Annotated in this window: 15 protein-coding genes, 1 tRNA gene and 1 pseudogene; 13 read left to right on the plus strand and 4 right to left on the minus strand. The window is 54.7% G+C overall.

Annotation, left to right across the window (positions count from 1 at the left end; all coding sequences use genetic code 11):
- Window positions 1-360 precede the first annotated feature (360 nt).
- Window positions 361-2,412: a hypothetical protein gene (locus ACL2XN_RS25345; RefSeq protein ID WP_413729720.1), complete on the minus strand. Its 2,052-nt coding sequence runs from the start codon at window positions 2,410-2,412 to the stop codon at window positions 361-363.
- Window positions 2,413-2,732: 320 nt separating this feature from the next.
- Between ACL2XN_RS25345 and ACL2XN_RS25350 the strand changes: the two genes are divergently transcribed.
- The gene (locus ACL2XN_RS25350) at window positions 2,733-4,919 is read left to right on the plus strand and encodes a hypothetical protein (protein ID WP_413729721.1); all 2,187 of its coding nucleotides are present in this window, start codon (window positions 2,733-2,735) and stop codon (window positions 4,917-4,919) included.
- A gap of 852 nt (window positions 4,920-5,771) precedes the next feature.
- Here the strand turns inward: ACL2XN_RS25350 and ACL2XN_RS25355 are convergent.
- Together ACL2XN_RS25355 and ACL2XN_RS25360 are read right to left on the minus strand one after the other, a co-directional pair.
- Window positions 5,772-5,846, minus strand: a tRNA-Arg gene (locus ACL2XN_RS25355).
- Window positions 5,847-5,996: 150 nt separating this feature from the next.
- Window positions 5,997-6,938: a formate/nitrite transporter family protein gene (locus ACL2XN_RS25360; protein ID WP_413729722.1), complete on the minus strand. Its 942-nt coding sequence runs from the start codon at window positions 6,936-6,938 to the stop codon at window positions 5,997-5,999.
- 299 nt (window positions 6,939-7,237) lie between these two features.
- Between ACL2XN_RS25360 and ccmA the strand changes: the two genes are divergently transcribed.
- The 12 genes and pseudogenes from ccmA to sixA all read left to right on the plus strand — a co-directional run bounded on the left by ccmA (window position 7,238) and on the right by sixA (window position 16,545).
- Complete coding sequence (ccmA, locus tag ACL2XN_RS25365) at window positions 7,238-7,885, plus strand: cytochrome c biogenesis heme-transporting ATPase CcmA (protein ID WP_413729723.1); 648 nt, start codon at window positions 7,238-7,240, stop codon at window positions 7,883-7,885.
- Entirely contained in the window at window positions 7,873-8,532 is a 660-nt protein-coding gene (gene ccmB / locus ACL2XN_RS25370; protein WP_413729724.1) for a heme exporter protein CcmB, read from the plus strand. The genes ccmA and ccmB overlap by 13 nt, the downstream gene beginning before the upstream one ends.
- A gap of 60 nt (window positions 8,533-8,592) precedes the next feature.
- Complete coding sequence (locus ACL2XN_RS25375) at window positions 8,593-9,330, plus strand: heme ABC transporter permease (RefSeq protein ID WP_410014165.1); 738 nt, start codon at window positions 8,593-8,595, stop codon at window positions 9,328-9,330.
- Window positions 9,327-9,560 carry a heme exporter protein CcmD gene (gene ccmD / locus ACL2XN_RS25380; RefSeq protein WP_410014166.1) on the plus strand — a complete coding sequence of 78 codons (234 nt, stop codon included), beginning with the start codon at window positions 9,327-9,329 and terminating at the stop codon, window positions 9,558-9,560. The genes ACL2XN_RS25375 and ccmD overlap by 4 nt, the downstream gene beginning before the upstream one ends.
- A pseudogene (gene ccmE / locus ACL2XN_RS25385) lies at window positions 9,557-10,006 on the plus strand (cytochrome c maturation protein CcmE); the annotation flags it as partial. The gene ccmD and the pseudogene ccmE, both read left to right, overlap by 4 nt.
- Window positions 10,007-10,146: 140 nt before the next feature.
- A complete protein-coding gene (locus ACL2XN_RS25390) occupies window positions 10,147-12,114 on the plus strand; it encodes a heme lyase CcmF/NrfE family subunit (RefSeq protein WP_413729725.1) in 1,968 nt (655 codons plus the stop codon).
- The gene (locus ACL2XN_RS25395; protein ID WP_413729726.1) at window positions 12,111-12,662 is read left to right on the plus strand and encodes a DsbE family thiol:disulfide interchange protein; all 552 of its coding nucleotides are present in this window, start codon (window positions 12,111-12,113) and stop codon (window positions 12,660-12,662) included. Before ACL2XN_RS25390 ends, ACL2XN_RS25395 begins: the two co-directional genes overlap by 4 nt.
- Window positions 12,663-12,670: 8 nt before the next feature.
- On the plus strand, window positions 12,671-13,129 hold the full coding sequence (locus ACL2XN_RS25400; RefSeq protein WP_413731027.1) for a cytochrome c-type biogenesis protein: 459 nt from the start codon (window positions 12,671-12,673) through the stop codon (window positions 13,127-13,129).
- A complete protein-coding gene (ccmI, locus tag ACL2XN_RS25405) occupies window positions 13,126-14,340 on the plus strand; it encodes a c-type cytochrome biogenesis protein CcmI (protein ID WP_413729727.1) in 1,215 nt (404 codons plus the stop codon). The genes ACL2XN_RS25400 and ccmI overlap by 4 nt, the downstream gene beginning before the upstream one ends.
- Before the next feature lie 34 nt (window positions 14,341-14,374).
- On the plus strand, window positions 14,375-15,136 hold the full coding sequence (gene mlaA / locus ACL2XN_RS25410; protein WP_410016760.1) for a phospholipid-binding lipoprotein MlaA: 762 nt from the start codon (window positions 14,375-14,377) through the stop codon (window positions 15,134-15,136).
- 110 nt (window positions 15,137-15,246) lie between these two features.
- A complete protein-coding gene (locus ACL2XN_RS25415; protein ID WP_410014170.1) occupies window positions 15,247-15,543 on the plus strand; it encodes a YfcZ/YiiS family protein in 297 nt (98 codons plus the stop codon).
- A 519-nt stretch (window positions 15,544-16,062) separates the two neighbouring features.
- Window positions 16,063-16,545 (plus strand): phosphohistidine phosphatase SixA, encoded by a 483-nt coding sequence (sixA, locus tag ACL2XN_RS25420; RefSeq protein WP_410014171.1) that lies wholly within the window; start codon window positions 16,063-16,065, stop codon window positions 16,543-16,545.
- 6 nt (window positions 16,546-16,551) lie between these two features.
- Here sixA and smrB read toward each other — a convergent pair whose 3' ends face one another.
- On the minus strand, window positions 16,552-17,082 hold the full coding sequence (gene smrB, locus ACL2XN_RS25425; RefSeq protein ID WP_410014172.1) for an endonuclease SmrB: 531 nt from the start codon (window positions 17,080-17,082) through the stop codon (window positions 16,552-16,554).
- Between the last annotated feature and the right edge of the window lie 49 nt (window positions 17,083-17,131).

Consider the following 17,131-nt stretch of genomic DNA (forward strand, 5'->3'; position numbering starts at 1 on the left):
GGGCGCACATGATGATCGTCTTCGTTGCAGTGGGAGGTCAAGTATAGGAAGGGATGGAGAGGATAACCGGGTAATGCGATGAATATCGTTCGTGCTCATAATAGCGTACACAGTTTCCATTGTTAATTTATAAACTGTTATATATCAGTTGATAATAATTATGTCATCGTAATCATGTCCAGAAAGCTCAGTTGCTTGGGAGTATTCGCCCCTATGATTAAAAGTCCGGTTGGGTGGATAGAGCCGATCGTTATCATCGGCTTTATAGGCTTATTGTGTCATGATTAATCGCTGAACCTTACCGGGATGGCACTGGCGCAGTCAACGACGCATGCGCTACAGAAGATGCTGTCACCGGCACTATTGTACCCATCGTGCTTTAATAGCGAAACTTCGCGTATTTGTGGATCCGGAGAATGAAATCGTGGGGCTTGACCCGCCAGCCCAAGACACGGCAATCACTTCTGAACCTGCAGTAACAGCGATCAGCGTGTTGGTCGTTGGTGTGGACGAGGTCGCTGAACCTTTTGCAAGAATTATGGAGAGGCGTGATCCTTGCAGAGTATCACCACCACTAGTGCGAAGGGAAATATCAAGCTGGACAATCCCATGTGTCACGGAAAGTGTGCCCGCATTATTAACAGTGGAGGTGGTTTCTGCGACTACTCCGAGAATTATCTCTGACCATTCCTGTTCGATTGGAAATAGACTTTGAGTTGTATCAGGGCGCCAGTTTATTTTCTTCAGCCATACGGGGCTGTTAGAGAAATCGCCTCCGTCGTGGTATATTGGGCGCCAAACGGTCCCCGCCGTGAAGCCCTTAATGCGGCGAAACCCGCCTGTTTTTGGTGTTGATAATAAAAAAGCAGCCCGCCTCAGATCGAGATACCCGTATTCCACCATCCCAAACCCGTCGGGATGCGTGGCATTTACTTCTGCACGGGTTCCTTGAAGAATTGTGCCAGTCTGATCACCAGAAAGATGATATATAGCTTTCGTCACTGCAGTAATATTTCCGCAAACGGTTCCAAATTCACTATCATATACCGCTGTACCCTTATCCATGTATGAAAAATATTCTACGCCTGCGATAAAAGGATCAATAACGGTCATTCTTGCAAAGCTTGATAAGTCAGTAGTGCCTCGTACAGGTCTCGAAAATCGAAACCCATACTTACAATTGACGAATTCAGGCTTTAAGTGAAAATTATTTTCAGACCAGTTTGTAAGGTTATCGTGTAATATCGCTGGACCATTGGTAAAGCCTACATACTTACAATACTCAAATACACCATCATTAATGTCGTCTAATCGAATCCCCCCAAGACATGCTGTGTTAACAGCCTCGAAGCGAGCCCCTCGAATATTGATAAACTGATGGATAGAATTAGTCCCCGTTTGGTATACCCTCAGGCCAAAGGCGGCTAAGCGAACATCAACTCTCGATACTGAAAATATTGCCTGTCCATCATTTTGCTGAATTTGCAAAGTTCCGCTCGTTGCCGTGGCTTCAATCTCAGCCAGATACACGCCCACTCCGGCATCGGGACGACGTATTATTGTTGCACCGTTCCAGTAGATACCTATTGTCGTCTCTTGAGCAGTGGTCCAGGTTTGAACCTCGACCTGAACGGTATAAATTTGTCCAACGGTTAGGCCAGTTAATGATATCGAGGCCTTGCCCTGAGAAGATAGACCATCAGATGAAAATGCAAGCAAGTTGTTTGTCGTATCATTGACTACCGTCGCGCCCGTTAAAGTCCAATCACCGAATGAAGTCCAATTCCCAATGACCGTACCATAGTTTACCAGCAGCCTCGTTCCCGAGAAGTCCAGGCACTTTCCCAAAAGATTGCTCCCCGCCGAACGATTTAACTCTAGTTGGGAAGTGATGTTAAACGAACCGCGGTTGCCTATAGAGATCGATGCACCACCTGATGCGGCAGCATAGTTCAACCAATTCTGGACTGCCGATGTATCGTCGTAACTCGTCCCTTGTCCATGAGCACCAAAATCATAGGCGGTTAAAGACCTTTCCGTTTCATCACGGAGCCACACCCAATGAGTATTTACCCTGAATACACGTCCACCATCATCAACAAGGTCAGTGTTGGCTAATGCCGTAAGGCTTCCCCCTCCAGCAGGTGATGTCTTATTTGTTTCCCACAATGGATAGTATGAAAGAAGCGCTATTTGCTGCCCCGATTCCGAAGGGACTAGCGTTCGTAAAGTAGCGACATCGGCACATCGGCCTACAAGCTTTGCTCCATCGGATGCCGCTAATATAGTACTGAACTCATCAATACGTGCCTGTGCTTCATCCCTGGAATCAACATCCAGATTTTCCCGTGCGGTCGCAATGTTGGCAACATCAGACAGATTGTTAGTATCTAAGAGAGGATTACTGGGCATGATTTTCCCTTACTTATTAAATAATTCGGAAATCTAACGATATTATTTTTTTGGTTAATAGGATCGAAATCGGAGAAAATCAGATAATGTCTTAATGATAAGGCTAAAAATGGCCCATGTGAGTTTGTAAACACATCATTGTGCCATGCAACTAAATCTCCATGCCGCTCAACCACCTACTACAATTTTCTGCCTTGCGTCTTCACAAATCTTTTGTAATAGCATAGCCTGTAAATACATACAGTAGTTTATGTATGTCTGCATACATAGCTTCTGGTTCGAAGCTTTACTCTTATCATCAGCATCAATGGAGATAGGTTATGCCAACATCGGTTACCGGCGTGATCCCTACAGCCGAAGAATACAACGACCTTGTTTCTCAAGAAGAATTGACAGCCGCTATCGGTACCCTGTCCAGTGCAATGTCATCATCCAGTGGTGGAACGTTGATTGGAACTACTTCTGGCACAGTGGAAGCTCGGTTTGCAGCCGATGAGGCAAGGGCAGTGCATATCTTGGCTCCAAGTGCTGTCGACCCTGAAGCGGCAAATGAGGGTGATCAATATTTTAATACGACGGGTAATCTTAATAAGATCTATCGCGCTGGGGCTTGGGTTATTAATGATTCCGCAGATTTGGCATTGGAATTAGCATCGGAAAATGGTAGTTCATTGGTAAATCATAGAGGCAGGACTGTTCAAAATGTTCTGGATTCGGCACAAGTAGGTAAAGATGTTGTTCCAGGTTACCCGAATGAGATTACAGCTATACCAACTACTTATCCTGATATGACGGATAAAAGTCTCGCTATTCCCAACGGGTCACTTATATCAAAAAATCCAATTTTATATACAGAAATTCCAGCCATTCAATATGCTTTTAAAAGATTTCAGTTGCGGGGTCAAGGTAAATACCAATCGATTTTGAATCTGGTGACAGGAACCAGCACCGGAACGGGCTGGCAAGTTCGAGCAAGAGGTTTTGAATATGGAGAAATCAAGGGATTAGGTTTTGATAGCACAGGCTTGAATAATACTGGCAATGGAACTGCTTCAATAGAACAGTCTAAATACTTTGATATAAGTAATGTTTATATAAATGGCGGTTATGATTTTAGCGCCTACATGGACCAAGCATATGCTTGCCGTTTCGATAATATACATGTCAGAGGGCAGCGGCATTGGAACGGAAATGCAAAGGCATCTTTACTTACCGGTGGTTACTCCACTTTCTGCCGTATCAATAATAGTGTTGTTGATAGTCATGCGTTAGACGGTACGCTAGCATTTTTTGGTGACTTGATGGATAGCGATAATGCATCACATGGTTTTTTTGTGGGCAATACTCTTATCGGGCCAACTGCAGCGGAGCGTTCTTCTGGTGCCTGCTGTTTATATTCAGAAGGACAGGAAGCGCGGAGTAATGTTATTACGGGATTTAATGCATGTTATGCCAATGGCGTCGCAATTGCTTCCACAGAGTTGGCTATTATGACTGCAATTGGTAATAGCTATACAGCTCAGCAACTAAAGGGTGTGTGGAACAGAAATTTAGTATCTAGTATTGGTTGCCAGTATTCTGATATGTTATTTGAAAACGGAGATCAATATCAAATGGGTGCCTACCATATTGATAATGGTACTTTTGGATGCTCTGTAGGCGACGTTTTTTCAGGTAATAGGAGAGATTTTAGTGATTATAGTGGGATAAGCGCGGCTGATACATCTTCACTTTTAACAATTGGTTTTGGTAGTTTCAGTACCTTATATCAGGCTTATATTGGGACCAGTCGTGAGCAAATATCTATAATCGGCTCACGTCGTGTTACAGAAAGTGCTGATTCCCTAATATTTGGCGGTGGAAGGAACTTTGCGGTAATAATTGGTGGTACATCGAAGGGGCCGTTGGGTAATTTTGGTGCAAATTCGGTGACATCGGAAGCCTTTATCACTGGTGAAACTATCAATGGCGCTGACACGACTTCGCCCATGTTGAAAATAACTAATCAAGGCAGAGTGATAATAGAGCATTGTGTAATAAAAAAATTTGGTGCAGGTCTGTTGCAAAATACACCTACCAATATATTGAAATACCGGAATACTACATTTGTAAATGTTGTCTTTAGTGACATCGATAAGAAACAGGCATATATTGACTGCGTCTTTATAAACTGTACAAATCAACCGTTAAATGTTTCTGCTGGAAGTTTTTCTCAACCAGAACAGTTCAAATTTGAGTATGCAGCGACGTCTGGTGAATCTCTTGTAATACCGGACTGGTTGGTGGGCATTAATGGCATCTGCCATATAGTTATAGAGGGCTCAAATGGTAATGGTCATGGGGAATATATAATAAGGAAACAAACTGCCTCATCAAACATACCCGCAACAGGTGCAATTGTTGTATTTGAATCTACAGCTGGCTTGTTTTCAATTACTTGGCCGGCAGATTCTAGACCAGTTATTTCTTTCACTAATACCTTGACTTATCGCGTGAGGTTTTATTAATGGCAAGGAAAGGGGCCTTGATTTGATTGTTATTCGCTCCACCGCTTATCTTGCATAGGCCGACCCTCGGTTCATGGGTGACGTTTTGAAGTATGCATATGACATTGAATGCCGATGAAGATGCGCTTAAAAAGCTATAAATCGATAATATGGATGACTTTAATGCTGTCATGGGAAGCTACTGAAGTATATTTTAGGTGCCCCGGATTGGAGGCACCACTTTGTCTTTGCTAAACTCGGCAGGTCGGCTACTTTGGCTTCGTGCAATTGGTCGATGTGGAGGATGGGGGGAGCATATCAGGCGTGATCACGTTGTGTGTGAACGATATGAGGAAATTTGTTAAAAACCATTGATGGTCACATCTCCATGGGTATATTTCTTTAAAAAATTTCCTTTTACGAAGAAAAAGAGTTCTTTAAAATCTATTATCCTCATTTAATCGTCTTTTGCCAAAAGCCTTGGATTCCCAGTGATGCTCAAGACTATTCCGTCGAAAAATATAATTTTAAGCCCATTGCTGGATAAACTTATCGCTTCAATGAGATATTGGTTATCGAAAGGTCACCCGTATGGCCTATCAGGAAGGAAAGAAATGAAGGTTTGTTTTTTATCCATTTCTCAATTTTATTTTTTAAAATCATATTTTTGATATTCGTTCGTTTTTAAATAGGGCAATAATATTTGATTTAAGGGTTTATTAAAATGGGGTAGTTTGCGATACCCCGGATAATACCCCCACTTGTTCTTTGTTTGGAAGTTATATCCGTTTAGGTGGGTTTAGCTCGGCCGCAGATGTGACGGGGATCGTATGGTGATCTGTTTAGTTGGGTTTACGCGGATTTAGGCGGTGTTGGTGTCCCCGACAGGAATCGAACCTGTAACTAGCCCTTAGGAGGGGCTTGTTATATCCGTTTAACTACGAGGACCCTGTAGCGGGCATGATTATACCCGATTATGCACCGAAAATAAGCACTTAACGGCGCGTTTGCTCATTCCTTCGACAAACGCGGGCAAAAAAATCCGTTTGCCCGCGCGCGGCGCGGCAGTCAGGGCCTCCGCCGCCAGTCCCTGCCGTGCTACTCCTCACCGGTATCCACCTTCTGGCGGCGGTCTTTCCGTTGCCCGTCGCGGGCGGCGTCTTTTTTCAGCGCTTCCTTGCGCTGGCGGCTGAGGTCGTTGCGGATCTGCGCATGGCTGAGCAGGGCAAAGATAAAGGTGCCGCCGACGATATTGCCGGCAAGGGTGGGCAGGGCGAACGGATAGATAAAGTGATGCCAGGGGATATCGCCGTTAAAGACCAGGTAGAACACTTCCACCGAACCCACGACAATATGGGTAAGATCGCCAATCCCCACCAGATAGGTCATCAGGATAATCACCAGGATTTTGGCATTGCCCGCGGAAGGCATCATCCAGACCATGGAGGCGATAATCCAGCCGGCAATAATGCCGTTGGCGAACATATCGCCGGGAGGATTGACCATGATCGCCTGCGATAGGGCGACAAAGGCCTCGCGCGTGACCGGATTAAAAATCGGCATATGGAGAAAGGCAAACGCCACCACCGCGGTGCCGGCAAGATTGCCCAGCAGCACCACGCCCCACAATCGCAGCAGGATCAGGATATTATGGCCGGTGGGCTTTTGCATAATCGGCAGCACTGCGGTCAGGGTGTTCTCGGTGAACAGCTGCTGGCGCGACATAATGACAATAATAAAACCCAGGGTGTAGCCCAGGTTTTCCAGCAAAAAGCCCGCGGCGCCCTCGGGCAGATGGGCATGCAGGATACCCTTGGCCATCAGCGACGCGCCCATCGACAGGCCGGCGGCCACCGCCGACCACAGCAGCGCCTGGCCGTCGCGTTCCAGCTCCTTTTCACCCTCTTCGCGGATCATTTCATGTATGGCGGCGGCGCGCGAAGGAAGATTCTGTTCTTTCACCTCGATATCGGTATTGGCGTCATGCTCGTCACTCTCCACGGCGACGCCGGGATCATCATGTTTGTTGGTCTCGCTCATCCGCATTCCTCATCCGTATCCGTCGGGTTATTAATACATTCGCTGTTAATCAATAAGCGTAGCGGTATTTTGTTCCGGCGGCGCTAAAAGAAGTCCGCCGGGTCGGCGGAGTCGCCGGTAGAATTGTCACCAGCGGGGGGCAATACGTAACAAAATTTTAACTTTGCTGGTATTTGTTGCGTTTTATTGATCTAATACAATCCTTCTTGGACCGAAAAAGAATGCAATGGCGATGAACAGCGCTGCGATAGTCGCCTATGCTATGATCGCCATACAATTAATGATGAATTGGGTTTCTGATGCTGGAAGCAAACAACCTGTCCTGTATTCGTGATGATCGCGTGTTGTTTTCCGGATTGAGCTTCCGCATTTCCCCCGGCGACATTGTCCAGGTCGAGGGCGCCAACGGCGCCGGTAAAACCTCTTTACTGCGGATCCTGGCCGGGCTGGCGCAGCCGGACGAGGGCCAGGTCAGCTGGCGGCAGCAACCGATTCGCCGCGAGCGCGGGTTGTATCACCGCGAGATGCTTTTTATCGGCCATCTATCCGGGATTAATTTGTCCCTGACGCCGCTGGAAAACCTGGCGTTCTTCCAGGCGCTGGGCGGCGGCGGACGCAATGAGGCGGACCTGTGGCGGGCGTTGGAGCATGTGGGGTTGTCGGGCTACGAGGACCTGCCCGCGACGGGGTTGTCCGCGGGCCAGCAGCGCCGTATCGCGCTGGCCCGTTTGTGGCTGAGCTCCGCGATGCTGTGGATCCTGGATGAACCGCTGACCGCCATCGATCAACAAGGCGTGGCGCAGCTGATGTCGTTGTTTGCCGCGCACGCCGACGCGCGGGGCAGCGTGCTGCTGACCACCCATCAGGCGCTGCCGGACACGCAAGCGCGGGTGCGCAAAATGGCCCTGGGCGCAGGGCAGGGGGAGGCGGCGCCATGTTCTGGCTGATTGTGCGCCGCGAGCTGCGGCTGGCCTTGCGCAACCGCGCCGATATCGTGAATCCGCTGTGGTTTTTCCTGATCGTGATTACGTTATTCCCGCTGGGGGTGGGGCCGGAACCGCAGCTGTTGCGGCGGATCGCGCCGGGCGTCATCTGGGTGGCGGCTTTGCTGGCTTGCCTGCTGTCGCTGGAGCGGTTGTTCCGCGATGATTTTCATGACGGCACGCTTGAGCAGTTGCTGCTGTCGCCGCTGCCGCTGCCGCTGGTGGTAATGGGCAAGGTTTGCGCGCATTGGCTGGTCACCGGGTTGCCGCTGCTGCTGCTATCGCCGCTGGTGGCCCTGTTCCTGGCGCTGGACCGCCACACCTGGCAGGCAATGGCGCTGTCGTTATTACTGGGAACGCCCACCCTGAGCCTGATCGGCGCTATCGGCGCCGGCCTGACCCTGGGATTGCGTAAAGGCGGGGTGCTGCTAAGCCTGCTCTTGCTGCCATTATTTATACCGGTACTGATATTTGCCACCGCCGCGCTGGATAACGCCGCGCAGGGGCTGCCCTTTGACGGCTATCTGGCGATCCTCGGCGCCCTGCTGGCGGGAAGCGCGCTGCTGGCGCCTTTCGCTGCCGCCGCCGCGCTGCGCGTGAGTCTGCAATAACCTGCGGCCTGCCGGCAAGAACAGGCCGTGTTATGTATTTTTACTGTGAGCAAAACAATAATGTGGAAGACACTACATTTGTGGGCGAAGCCGGAGCGGCTGTACCAGCTGTGCGGCCGGCTGATACCGGTTCTGGCGCTGGCGAGCGCGGCGACGCTGTTGCTCGGCTGGGGCTGGGGATTCGGTTTCGCCCCGCCGGACTATCAGCAGGGCGATAGTGTCCGCATCATGTATATCCATGTGCCCGCCGCCATGTGGTCCATGGGTATCTATGCCGCGATGGCCGTTGCCGCGTTTATCGGCCTGGTCTGGCAGATGAAGATGGCCGATTTGGCGGCGGCGGCCATGGCGCCGGTGGGGGCGGCGTTTACCTTTATCGCGCTGGTTACCGGCTCCGCCTGGGGCAAACCCATGTGGGGTACCTGGTGGGTATGGGACGCCCGGCTGACCTCGGAGCTGGTATTGCTGTTTCTCTACCTCGGCGTTATGGCGCTGTACAACGCGTTTGAAGATCGGCGCCTGGCCGGGCGCGCCGCCGGCATCCTGATCCTGGTGGGCGTGGTCAATATCCCGATTATTCATTACTCTGTGCAGTGGTGGAATACCCTGCATCAAGGCTCGACCAATATGCAACAAAGCATTGATCCCAGCATGCGCACTCCGCTGCGCTGGGCGATCTTCGGTTACCTGCTGTTTTTCGCCACCCTGACGCTGATGCGTTTACGCAACCTGATATTGCAACAGGACCGTCATCGCCCGTGGGCGGTGGCGCTGGCTGATAAGGCGCGGCGATCGTGAGCCCGGCTTTCACCTCCTGGACGGCGTTTTTCGCCATGGGCGGCTATGGTTTCTACGTCTGGCTGGCGGTAGCGGTTACCCTGGCGTCGCTGGCCGGATTGATAGCCCATACCCTGTGGCGGCGGCAACAGCTGCTCGACGCTATCCGCAGGCAGCAGGCGCGCGCCCTGCGTATGCGCCGTGGCGGCGCGCCGGCCGATCCGTCCGCGCGTCGGGGGGATGCCCGATGACGCCGCGCCGTAAAAGCCGTCTTTACCTGGCCGTCGTGATGCTGATGGGCGCCGCGCTGATAGTCACGCTGGTGCTCTACGCGCTCAGTTCCAATATCGATTTGTTCTATACGCCGCGCGAGATCCTCGAGGGCAAGGGCGAGCGGCAGGAGTTGCCGCATATCGGGCAGCGCCTGCGCATCGGCGGCATGGTCATGCCGGGATCGGTAAAGCGCGATGCCCATACCCTGAAGGTCACCTTCAGGATCTATGACGCCGTCGGCTCCGTACCGGTCACCTATGACGGCATTTTGCCGGATCTGTTTCGCGAAGGGCAGGGCGTGGTGGCGCAGGGCGTGCTGGGCGCGGGCAATCTGGTCCAGGCGCGTGAAGTCCTGGCCAAACATGATGAAAACTATACCCCGCCCGAAGTGAAGGATGCGATGAAAACCCATTCTCGGCCCGCCGGTCAACGCGCCATGGCCGAAGGCGCAGTGCAGGCCGGCATGACTGGCCAACCCCAGGACCGGACGCAACGCCTGGCGCGCGGCGAAATACCCTACCCCGGGCAGGATACGGCCCGGGCCGCGCCGTCTAAGGAACAGCCATGATGCCGGAACTCGGTAATTTCCTGCTGTGCCTGGCTATCGGCCTGGCGCTGTTGCTGGCGGTGTATCCGCTCTGGGGCGCCTCGCGGCAGGACGCCAGGCTGATGGCGGTGGCCAGACCGTTGTCCTACGGTGTGTTTGCGTCCATCGCCGGCGCCTTTGCCTGTCTGGTCTATGCGTTCGTGGTCAATGATTTTTCCGTGGCTTATGTCGTGAATAATTCCAATACCGCGCTGCCGGTGTATTACCGGGTCGCCGCCACCTGGGGCGCCCATGAGGGATCGCTGCTGCTGTGGGTGCTGTTGCTCAGTTGCTGGACGCTGGCGGTGGCGCTGTTCAGCCGCAGCATGCCTGATGAGGCCGTCGCCCGGGTGCTGTCGGTGATGGGCATGATCAACAGCGGATTTCTGGCGTTTATTTTGCTCACGTCCAACCCGTTTGCGCGTACCCTGCCGGATATTCCCATCGACGGGCATGATTTAAACCCGGTGCTACAGGATATCGGCCTGATTTTTCATCCGCCGCTGCTGTATATGGGGTATGTGGGTTTCTCGGTGGCGTTCTCGTTCGCCATCGCCTCGCTGATTGCCGGCCGGCTGGATACCGCCTGGGCCCGCTGGTCCCGTCCCTGGACCCAGGCGGCCTGGATTTTCCTGACGCTGGGCATCGTGCTGGGGTCCGCCTGGGCCTATTATGAACTGGGCTGGGGCGGCTGGTGGTTTTGGGATCCGGTGGAAAACGCCTCGTTTATGCCCTGGCTTGCCGGTACGGCGCTGCTGCACTCTCTGGCGGTGACCGAAAAACGCGGCACCTTCAAATCCTGGACGGTGCTGCTGGCCATCGCCTCCTTTTCCCTGTGCCTGCTGGGGACCTTTCTGGTGCGTTCCGGGGTATTGGTGTCGGTGCATTCGTTTGCCTCGGACCCGGCGCGCGGCATGTTTATCCTGGCGTTCCTGATTCTGGTGATCGGCGGTTCGCTGCTGCTGTACGCCATCAAGGGCGGCAAGGTAAGGAGCCGCGCGCAGCACGAGGTTTTCTCCCGCGAGACCTTCCTGCTGGGCAACAACGTGCTGCTGATGGCCGCGATGCTGGTGGTGTTGCTCGGCACGTTGCTGCCGCTTATCCATAAACAGCTCGGCATGGGCAGCATCTCCATCGGCGAGCCTTTTTTCAACAGTATGTTTACCTGGCTGATGGCGCCGTTTGCCCTGTTGCTCGGTATCGGGCCGTTAATCCGCTGGCGCCGGGACGAGGCGAAAACGCTGATTAAACGCCTGGCGCTGGCCATGGCGGCCACGCTGGCGCTTTCCATCCTGCTGCCCCGGCTGATGGGCGATGAGATCGAGGCCATGACGGTGGTGGGTCTGATGATGTCGCTGTGGGTGATTATCCTGACGCTGATGGAGGTGCACGAGCGCGCCACCCATCGCCACCGCTTTATCCGCGGGCTGGCCCATCTTACCCGTAGCCATTGGGGCATGGTGCTCGGCCATCTTGGCGTGGCGGTGACGGTTATCGGCATCACCTTCAGCCAGAACTATAGCCTGGAGCGCGATGTGCGCATGAAAACCGGCGACAGCGTGGACATCAAGGCGTATCACTTCGTCTTCCGCGCCGTGGAGGATTTGCGCGGCCCTAATTATACCGGCGCCGCGGCGGTGTTTGACGTGACGCGCCATAACCACCCGGAAGCCATGCTCCGGGCGGAAAAGCGCTTTTACAGCGTCAGCCGCACGGTGATGACCGAGGCGGCCATCAGCGGTGGGTTGACCCGCGACTTGTATGCCGCGCTGGGCGAGAAGATGGATGACGGCGCCTGGGCGGTCAGGCTCTATTATAAACCCTTTGTCCGCTGGATATGGCTGGGCGGTCTGTTTATGGTGGCCGGCGGCCTGTGCTGCCTGGCCGACCCCCGTTACCGGGCCGACAAAAAAGCCCGCCGGGCCGCACGTCGGGTGCCACTATGAAAAAAAAGCTGCTGTATATTCCGCTGGTGTTGTTCCTGCTGCTGGCCGTCGCCTTTATCGTGCAATTGTCACGCAATGCCCATGGCGATGATCCCACGCTGCTGGAATCGGCGCTGATCGGCAAGCCGGTGCCGGATTTCCGGCTGGCGTCCCTTGACGATCCCGCCAGGACCTACGATCGCTCGGTACTGCGCGACGGGCGGCCGATGCTGCTTAACGTCTGGGCCACCTGGTGTCCCACCTGCCGGGCCGAGCACCAGTTCCTCAATACCCTGGCGGCCCAGGGGGTCAGGGTGGTGGGCCTGAATTACAAAGACGATCGCCTCAAAGCGGTTAACTGGCTGAATACGCTGGGTAATCCCTACACGCTGAGCCTGTACGACGGCGACGGCATGCTGGGGCTGGACCTGGGCGTCTATGGCGCGCCGGAAACGTTTCTCATCGACGGCCGGGGGATAATACGCTATCGCCACGCGGGCGATCTGAATGCCGACGTCTGGCGGCGCGAGGTGCTGCCCTTGTACCAGCAATACGCCAAGGGGACATGAGCATGGCGATAAAATGCATTATGTTGTTGCTGTGCCTTTGCCTGGGTTTTAGCGCCGGTGCGGCGATAGATACCCGGCAGTTCAACAGTGTGGCGCAGGAGCAGCAATACCGGGAACTGACCCAGCAACTGCGCTGCCCGAAGTGCCAGAACAACAGTATCGCCGACTCCAATGCGATTATTGCCGCCGATATGCGCGCCAAGGTCTATCAGCTGATGATGCAGGGCAGGAGCAAGGAGCAGATCATCGCTTACATGGTGGCGCGCTACGGTAATTTCGTGACTTATGTGCCGCCCCTTAATCCACTGACGGTTTTTTTGTGGCTCGGGCCGCTCGCGGTGGTGATCGCCGGCGGTTTGACCGTGGTGCTGCGCGCGTCCCGGCGTGGCGGGCGCAGTCCGCTATCCAGCGAAGAACGGCAGCGTCTGGCGCGGTTGCTGGAAAAAACCAATCGGGAACAGCCATGATAATAGCCGGCATGACCTTTACCCTACTGCTGACGCTGGCCTGTGCGCTGTTTGTGCTGCCGGCGCTGCGCTACCGCCGGCAAGGCGGCGCGATAACCCGCGACAGCCTGAACCAGGCGTTTTTTACGCACCGGCTGGATGAACTGGCCCAGGATGAGGCGCAGGGCGTGGTGGCTGAGCGCACCCTGCATATTGAGGAGCTGCAGCAAAACCTGTTGTCGGATATCCCCGTGGCGCCGGCGCCGGCCAGACCGCCGCTGGGCGCGTGGGTCCTGATCCCGGGCGCGGCGGCTCTGGTGCTGGTTACCCTGGCGTTTTACGCCTGGACCGGCGGCGCGTTCCAGGTATGGCGCTGGCAGCAGACGGTGGCGGAGATGCCGGCGCTGCGGGCGCGCATTATGGACCCGCATGCCAGCCAGCTGTCGGCGCAGGAGCTGGCGCGGTTTGCGGTCGGGCTGCGCGCCTCGCTGCGCGAACATCCGCAACAGACCCAGGATTGGCTGATCCTCGGGCGCATCGGCGTGGTAATGAATGATGCGGCCATGGCCACCCAGGCGTTTGAACGCGCCCATCGTCTGGCCCCGGACGATGACGCGATTACGCTCGATTACGCCGGGGTATTGACCCGGTCCGCCGACGCGGGCGACAACCAGGAAGGCGACAGCCTGCTGCGCGCGCTGCTCAAACGGCAGCCGGGCAACATCACGGCGCTTAACCTGCTGGCGGTCGGCCTGTATCAACAAGGCGACTACGCGCAGGCGATAAGCCTGTGGCGCCAGGTATTGACCCTGCTGCCCGCGGGCGATGCCCATGGCGACGCCATCAGGCGCGTGATTAACCAGGCGCGCGCGTTGTCAGGCCAGGAGACGGCGAAACTTACCGTGGATGTTACTTTGGCGCCGGCCCTGGACGATAAACCGCCGGCACAGGGAACGCTGTTTATTTCGGTCACCGACGGAAAAAGTCCGGTACCGGTTGCGGTTAAAACTTTGCCATTGAGCCGCTTTCCGTTATCGTTAACGCTGGATGACAGCAATGCCATGTTGCCGGAGCGTTTGCTTTCCGCCCAGCGACAGGTAAAGGTACGGGTGAGGATTGCCCGTGACGGTGGCGCCGACGCCAGGCCCGGCGACTGGTTTGGCGAGAGCGCGTTGCAGGATTTCAGCGGCACCGGCCGGATCGCCGTGCGCATAGATCAACACATGCCCTAGCGGCCGGCATAACAATAATAAATGGAGTTGAATGATGAATTACCGCCTGTCAGGTTTGGCGCTGGCCAGCGTATTGCTTCTGGGATGCGCCAGCGATAAAACCGATCCGTCTTCACAGCAGCGTTCGGACCCTCTGGAAGGGTTTAACCGTACGATGTTTGATTTTAACTACAATGTCCTGGATCCGTACGTGGTGCGTCCTGTGGCGGTGGCCTGGCGCGATTACGTGCCCAAGCCCGCGCGCAACGGCCTGGGTAATTTTCTGAGCAACCTTGAAGAACCGGCCTCCATGGTCAACTATTTCGCCATCGGCAAGCCCTATGAAGCCATGATCCACTTCAACCGTTTTTTCCTCAATACCCTGTTGGGGATGGGCGGCCTGATCGACGTGGCGTCCATGGCCAATCCCAAGCTGGCTAAGGAACAACCGCGCCGGTTCGGCAGTACCCTTGGCACCTATGGCGTCGGCTACGGTCCTTATGTAGTGCTGCCGGGTTACGGCAGCTTTACCCCGCGCGAGGATCTGGGCGGGGCGGTGGACAACTTCTATCCGGTGTTAAGTTATCTCACCTGGTGGATGTCCGCCGGTAAATGGGTATTCGAAGGCGTGGAAACCCGCGCGCAGCTGCTGGACTCCGACAGCCTGTTGCGCAATTCCGCCGATCCTTATGCGCTGGTGCGCGCCGCCTATTTCCAGCGGCATGATTTCCTGGCCAGCGGCGGCCGGCTGAAACCGCAGGAAAACCCCAACGCCCAGGCGATACAGGGCGATCTGAAGGATATCGATTCGCAATAGCCGGCGGAGCCGGCCCTATCAACGTTGGGTGTACAGGAGTATGATAAGCCGTAGATACTTTTGAACGGCTTATTATTGTCAAACAGGTAAATCCTGTGGAGAAGATTGCAATGACTCACTCTATTAACAAATGCAGTGCTGAAGAAACCGCCGCCTGTTGCTGTGTCGATGTCGGCACTATCATTGATAACGAAGACTGCACGGCGTCGTTCAGCAAGGTGTTTGAACAGCGCCAGGAAGCGGAAGCCATGCTGGCGATGCTGACGGAAAAAGCGCGCGCGGTGGAATCCGATCCCTGCGACATCAGCAGCCGCATCGAACCCGTTAAGGGCGGCGTTGAGCTAAACGCTGATTTTACCTTCAGCTGCCAGGCTGAAACGCTGATTTTCCAGCTCGGTTTGCGTTAATCCGCTCATGACAGGCCCGTGACCGGGCCTGCGTTTGATGACCCATGGGCAAGATTATACCGGCGCCATAACCCTATCCGTCCTTGTCGTTATCGCGCCCGGGCGCGCAATTATGGCTTACTTTACCCTGGGCCGGCGCCCGCGGCGTCGTTCCAGACGTAGTGTTCCCTGGCGCTACGCTTTATTTTTCGTGCCGTCATGCCAATATTAAGCTTATGAGCGGATTGGCCCGTGGCCGCTTGCTGAATTACCGGTTCCGGCCACTCTCCGGGGGATATTCGTAAATATGTTACTTAGCCTGCACCTTTACCGGTAATAGTTGTCATACGCTAATAGCCTCAGTCTGCTGCGGGTTTTTCCCCTATGGAAAAGCCCGGCGGAGGATCAATTAACGTCCATGTGTTGACTCCATGGCGGGTATTGATGTAAAAAGCAGCGTTTTATTTACGCGATTTCGAGCGCAAAGGCCCGGTCGTTGCGTTTATCTTTCGCGTTTTTGTCAAACAACAACGGTGCACTATGCAAGTTTTAATTATGCGGCACGGCGACGCTCAGCTCGAAGCGGCCAGTGATGCGGAAAGGCCTCTGACAGTTCGCGGTCGTGATGAATCACGCCTGATGGCATGTTGGTTAAGTACCAGGATCCTCGATACCGATCGTGTGTTGGTCAGTCCTTATCTGCGCGCCCGGCAAACGCTGGACGTGCTGCGTGACGAACTGGTGTTGCCGGACGGCGAGGAAAGCCTGCCCGAACTCACGCCGGGCGGCGACGTCGACCTGGTGTGTTGTTATCTGCAGGCGCTGGCGAATGAAGGTCTGGGATCGGTGCTGATCGTTTCCCATCTGCCGCTGGTGGGCTACCTGGTCGCTGATTTATGCCCCGACGAGCAGGCGCCGATGTTCGCCACCTCGGCGGTGGCCTGCGTCACCCTGGAGGGCGAAAGCGGCCAGGGCAAACTGGAGTGGCAGGTCAGCCCGGCGCAATTGCTGGTGAAAGTCTAAGGCGCGTTATGCGCTAAGTTCAATCAGGACCAGCAGCGCCGCGTCGCCGCCGAAGTTTTTCGGCGCCTGGTGGAAGCCCAGCACATCGGGGTGCTGGGCCAGCCATAACGGCGTTTGCTGTTTCAGGATATGTTTACCGTGGCCGTGCATGACGCAGGCGCAGTGCACATGTTCCCGCCGGCAGGCGGCAATCAACGCCCCCAGTTCCTCTTTGGCCTGCGCCTGGGTCAGCCCGTGCAGGTCGAGGAACAGCTCGGGGGTATAATCCCCGCGCCGCAGTTTTTTCACCTCATAGGGACTGGCGTCCGGGCGTACATAACGCGCCGGCCCTTCACTGTCCAGCAACGGCTGGAACTCATCGGAAAAATAAAAACTGGCGTCCACCTGTTCCTGCATCAAGCGCCGGGCGGGCAGGACGGCCCTGCTGCGGCGCGGCTTGGGGGGCTTGACGGTATCTTGGCGCAACGGGCGCGTACCGGCGATGGATTCCCGGAACAGATGGCGTTCTTCATCGGCCAGTTGGTATCTTTTTTTCATTCCCTGCTCTGCGTTTGCTGCTTTTATGCAAGTTTACCCCGTCTTGTCA

This window comes from Sodalis sp. RH22, from assembly GCF_047324165.1.
GTDB lineage: Bacteria > Pseudomonadota > Gammaproteobacteria > Enterobacterales > Enterobacteriaceae > Acerihabitans.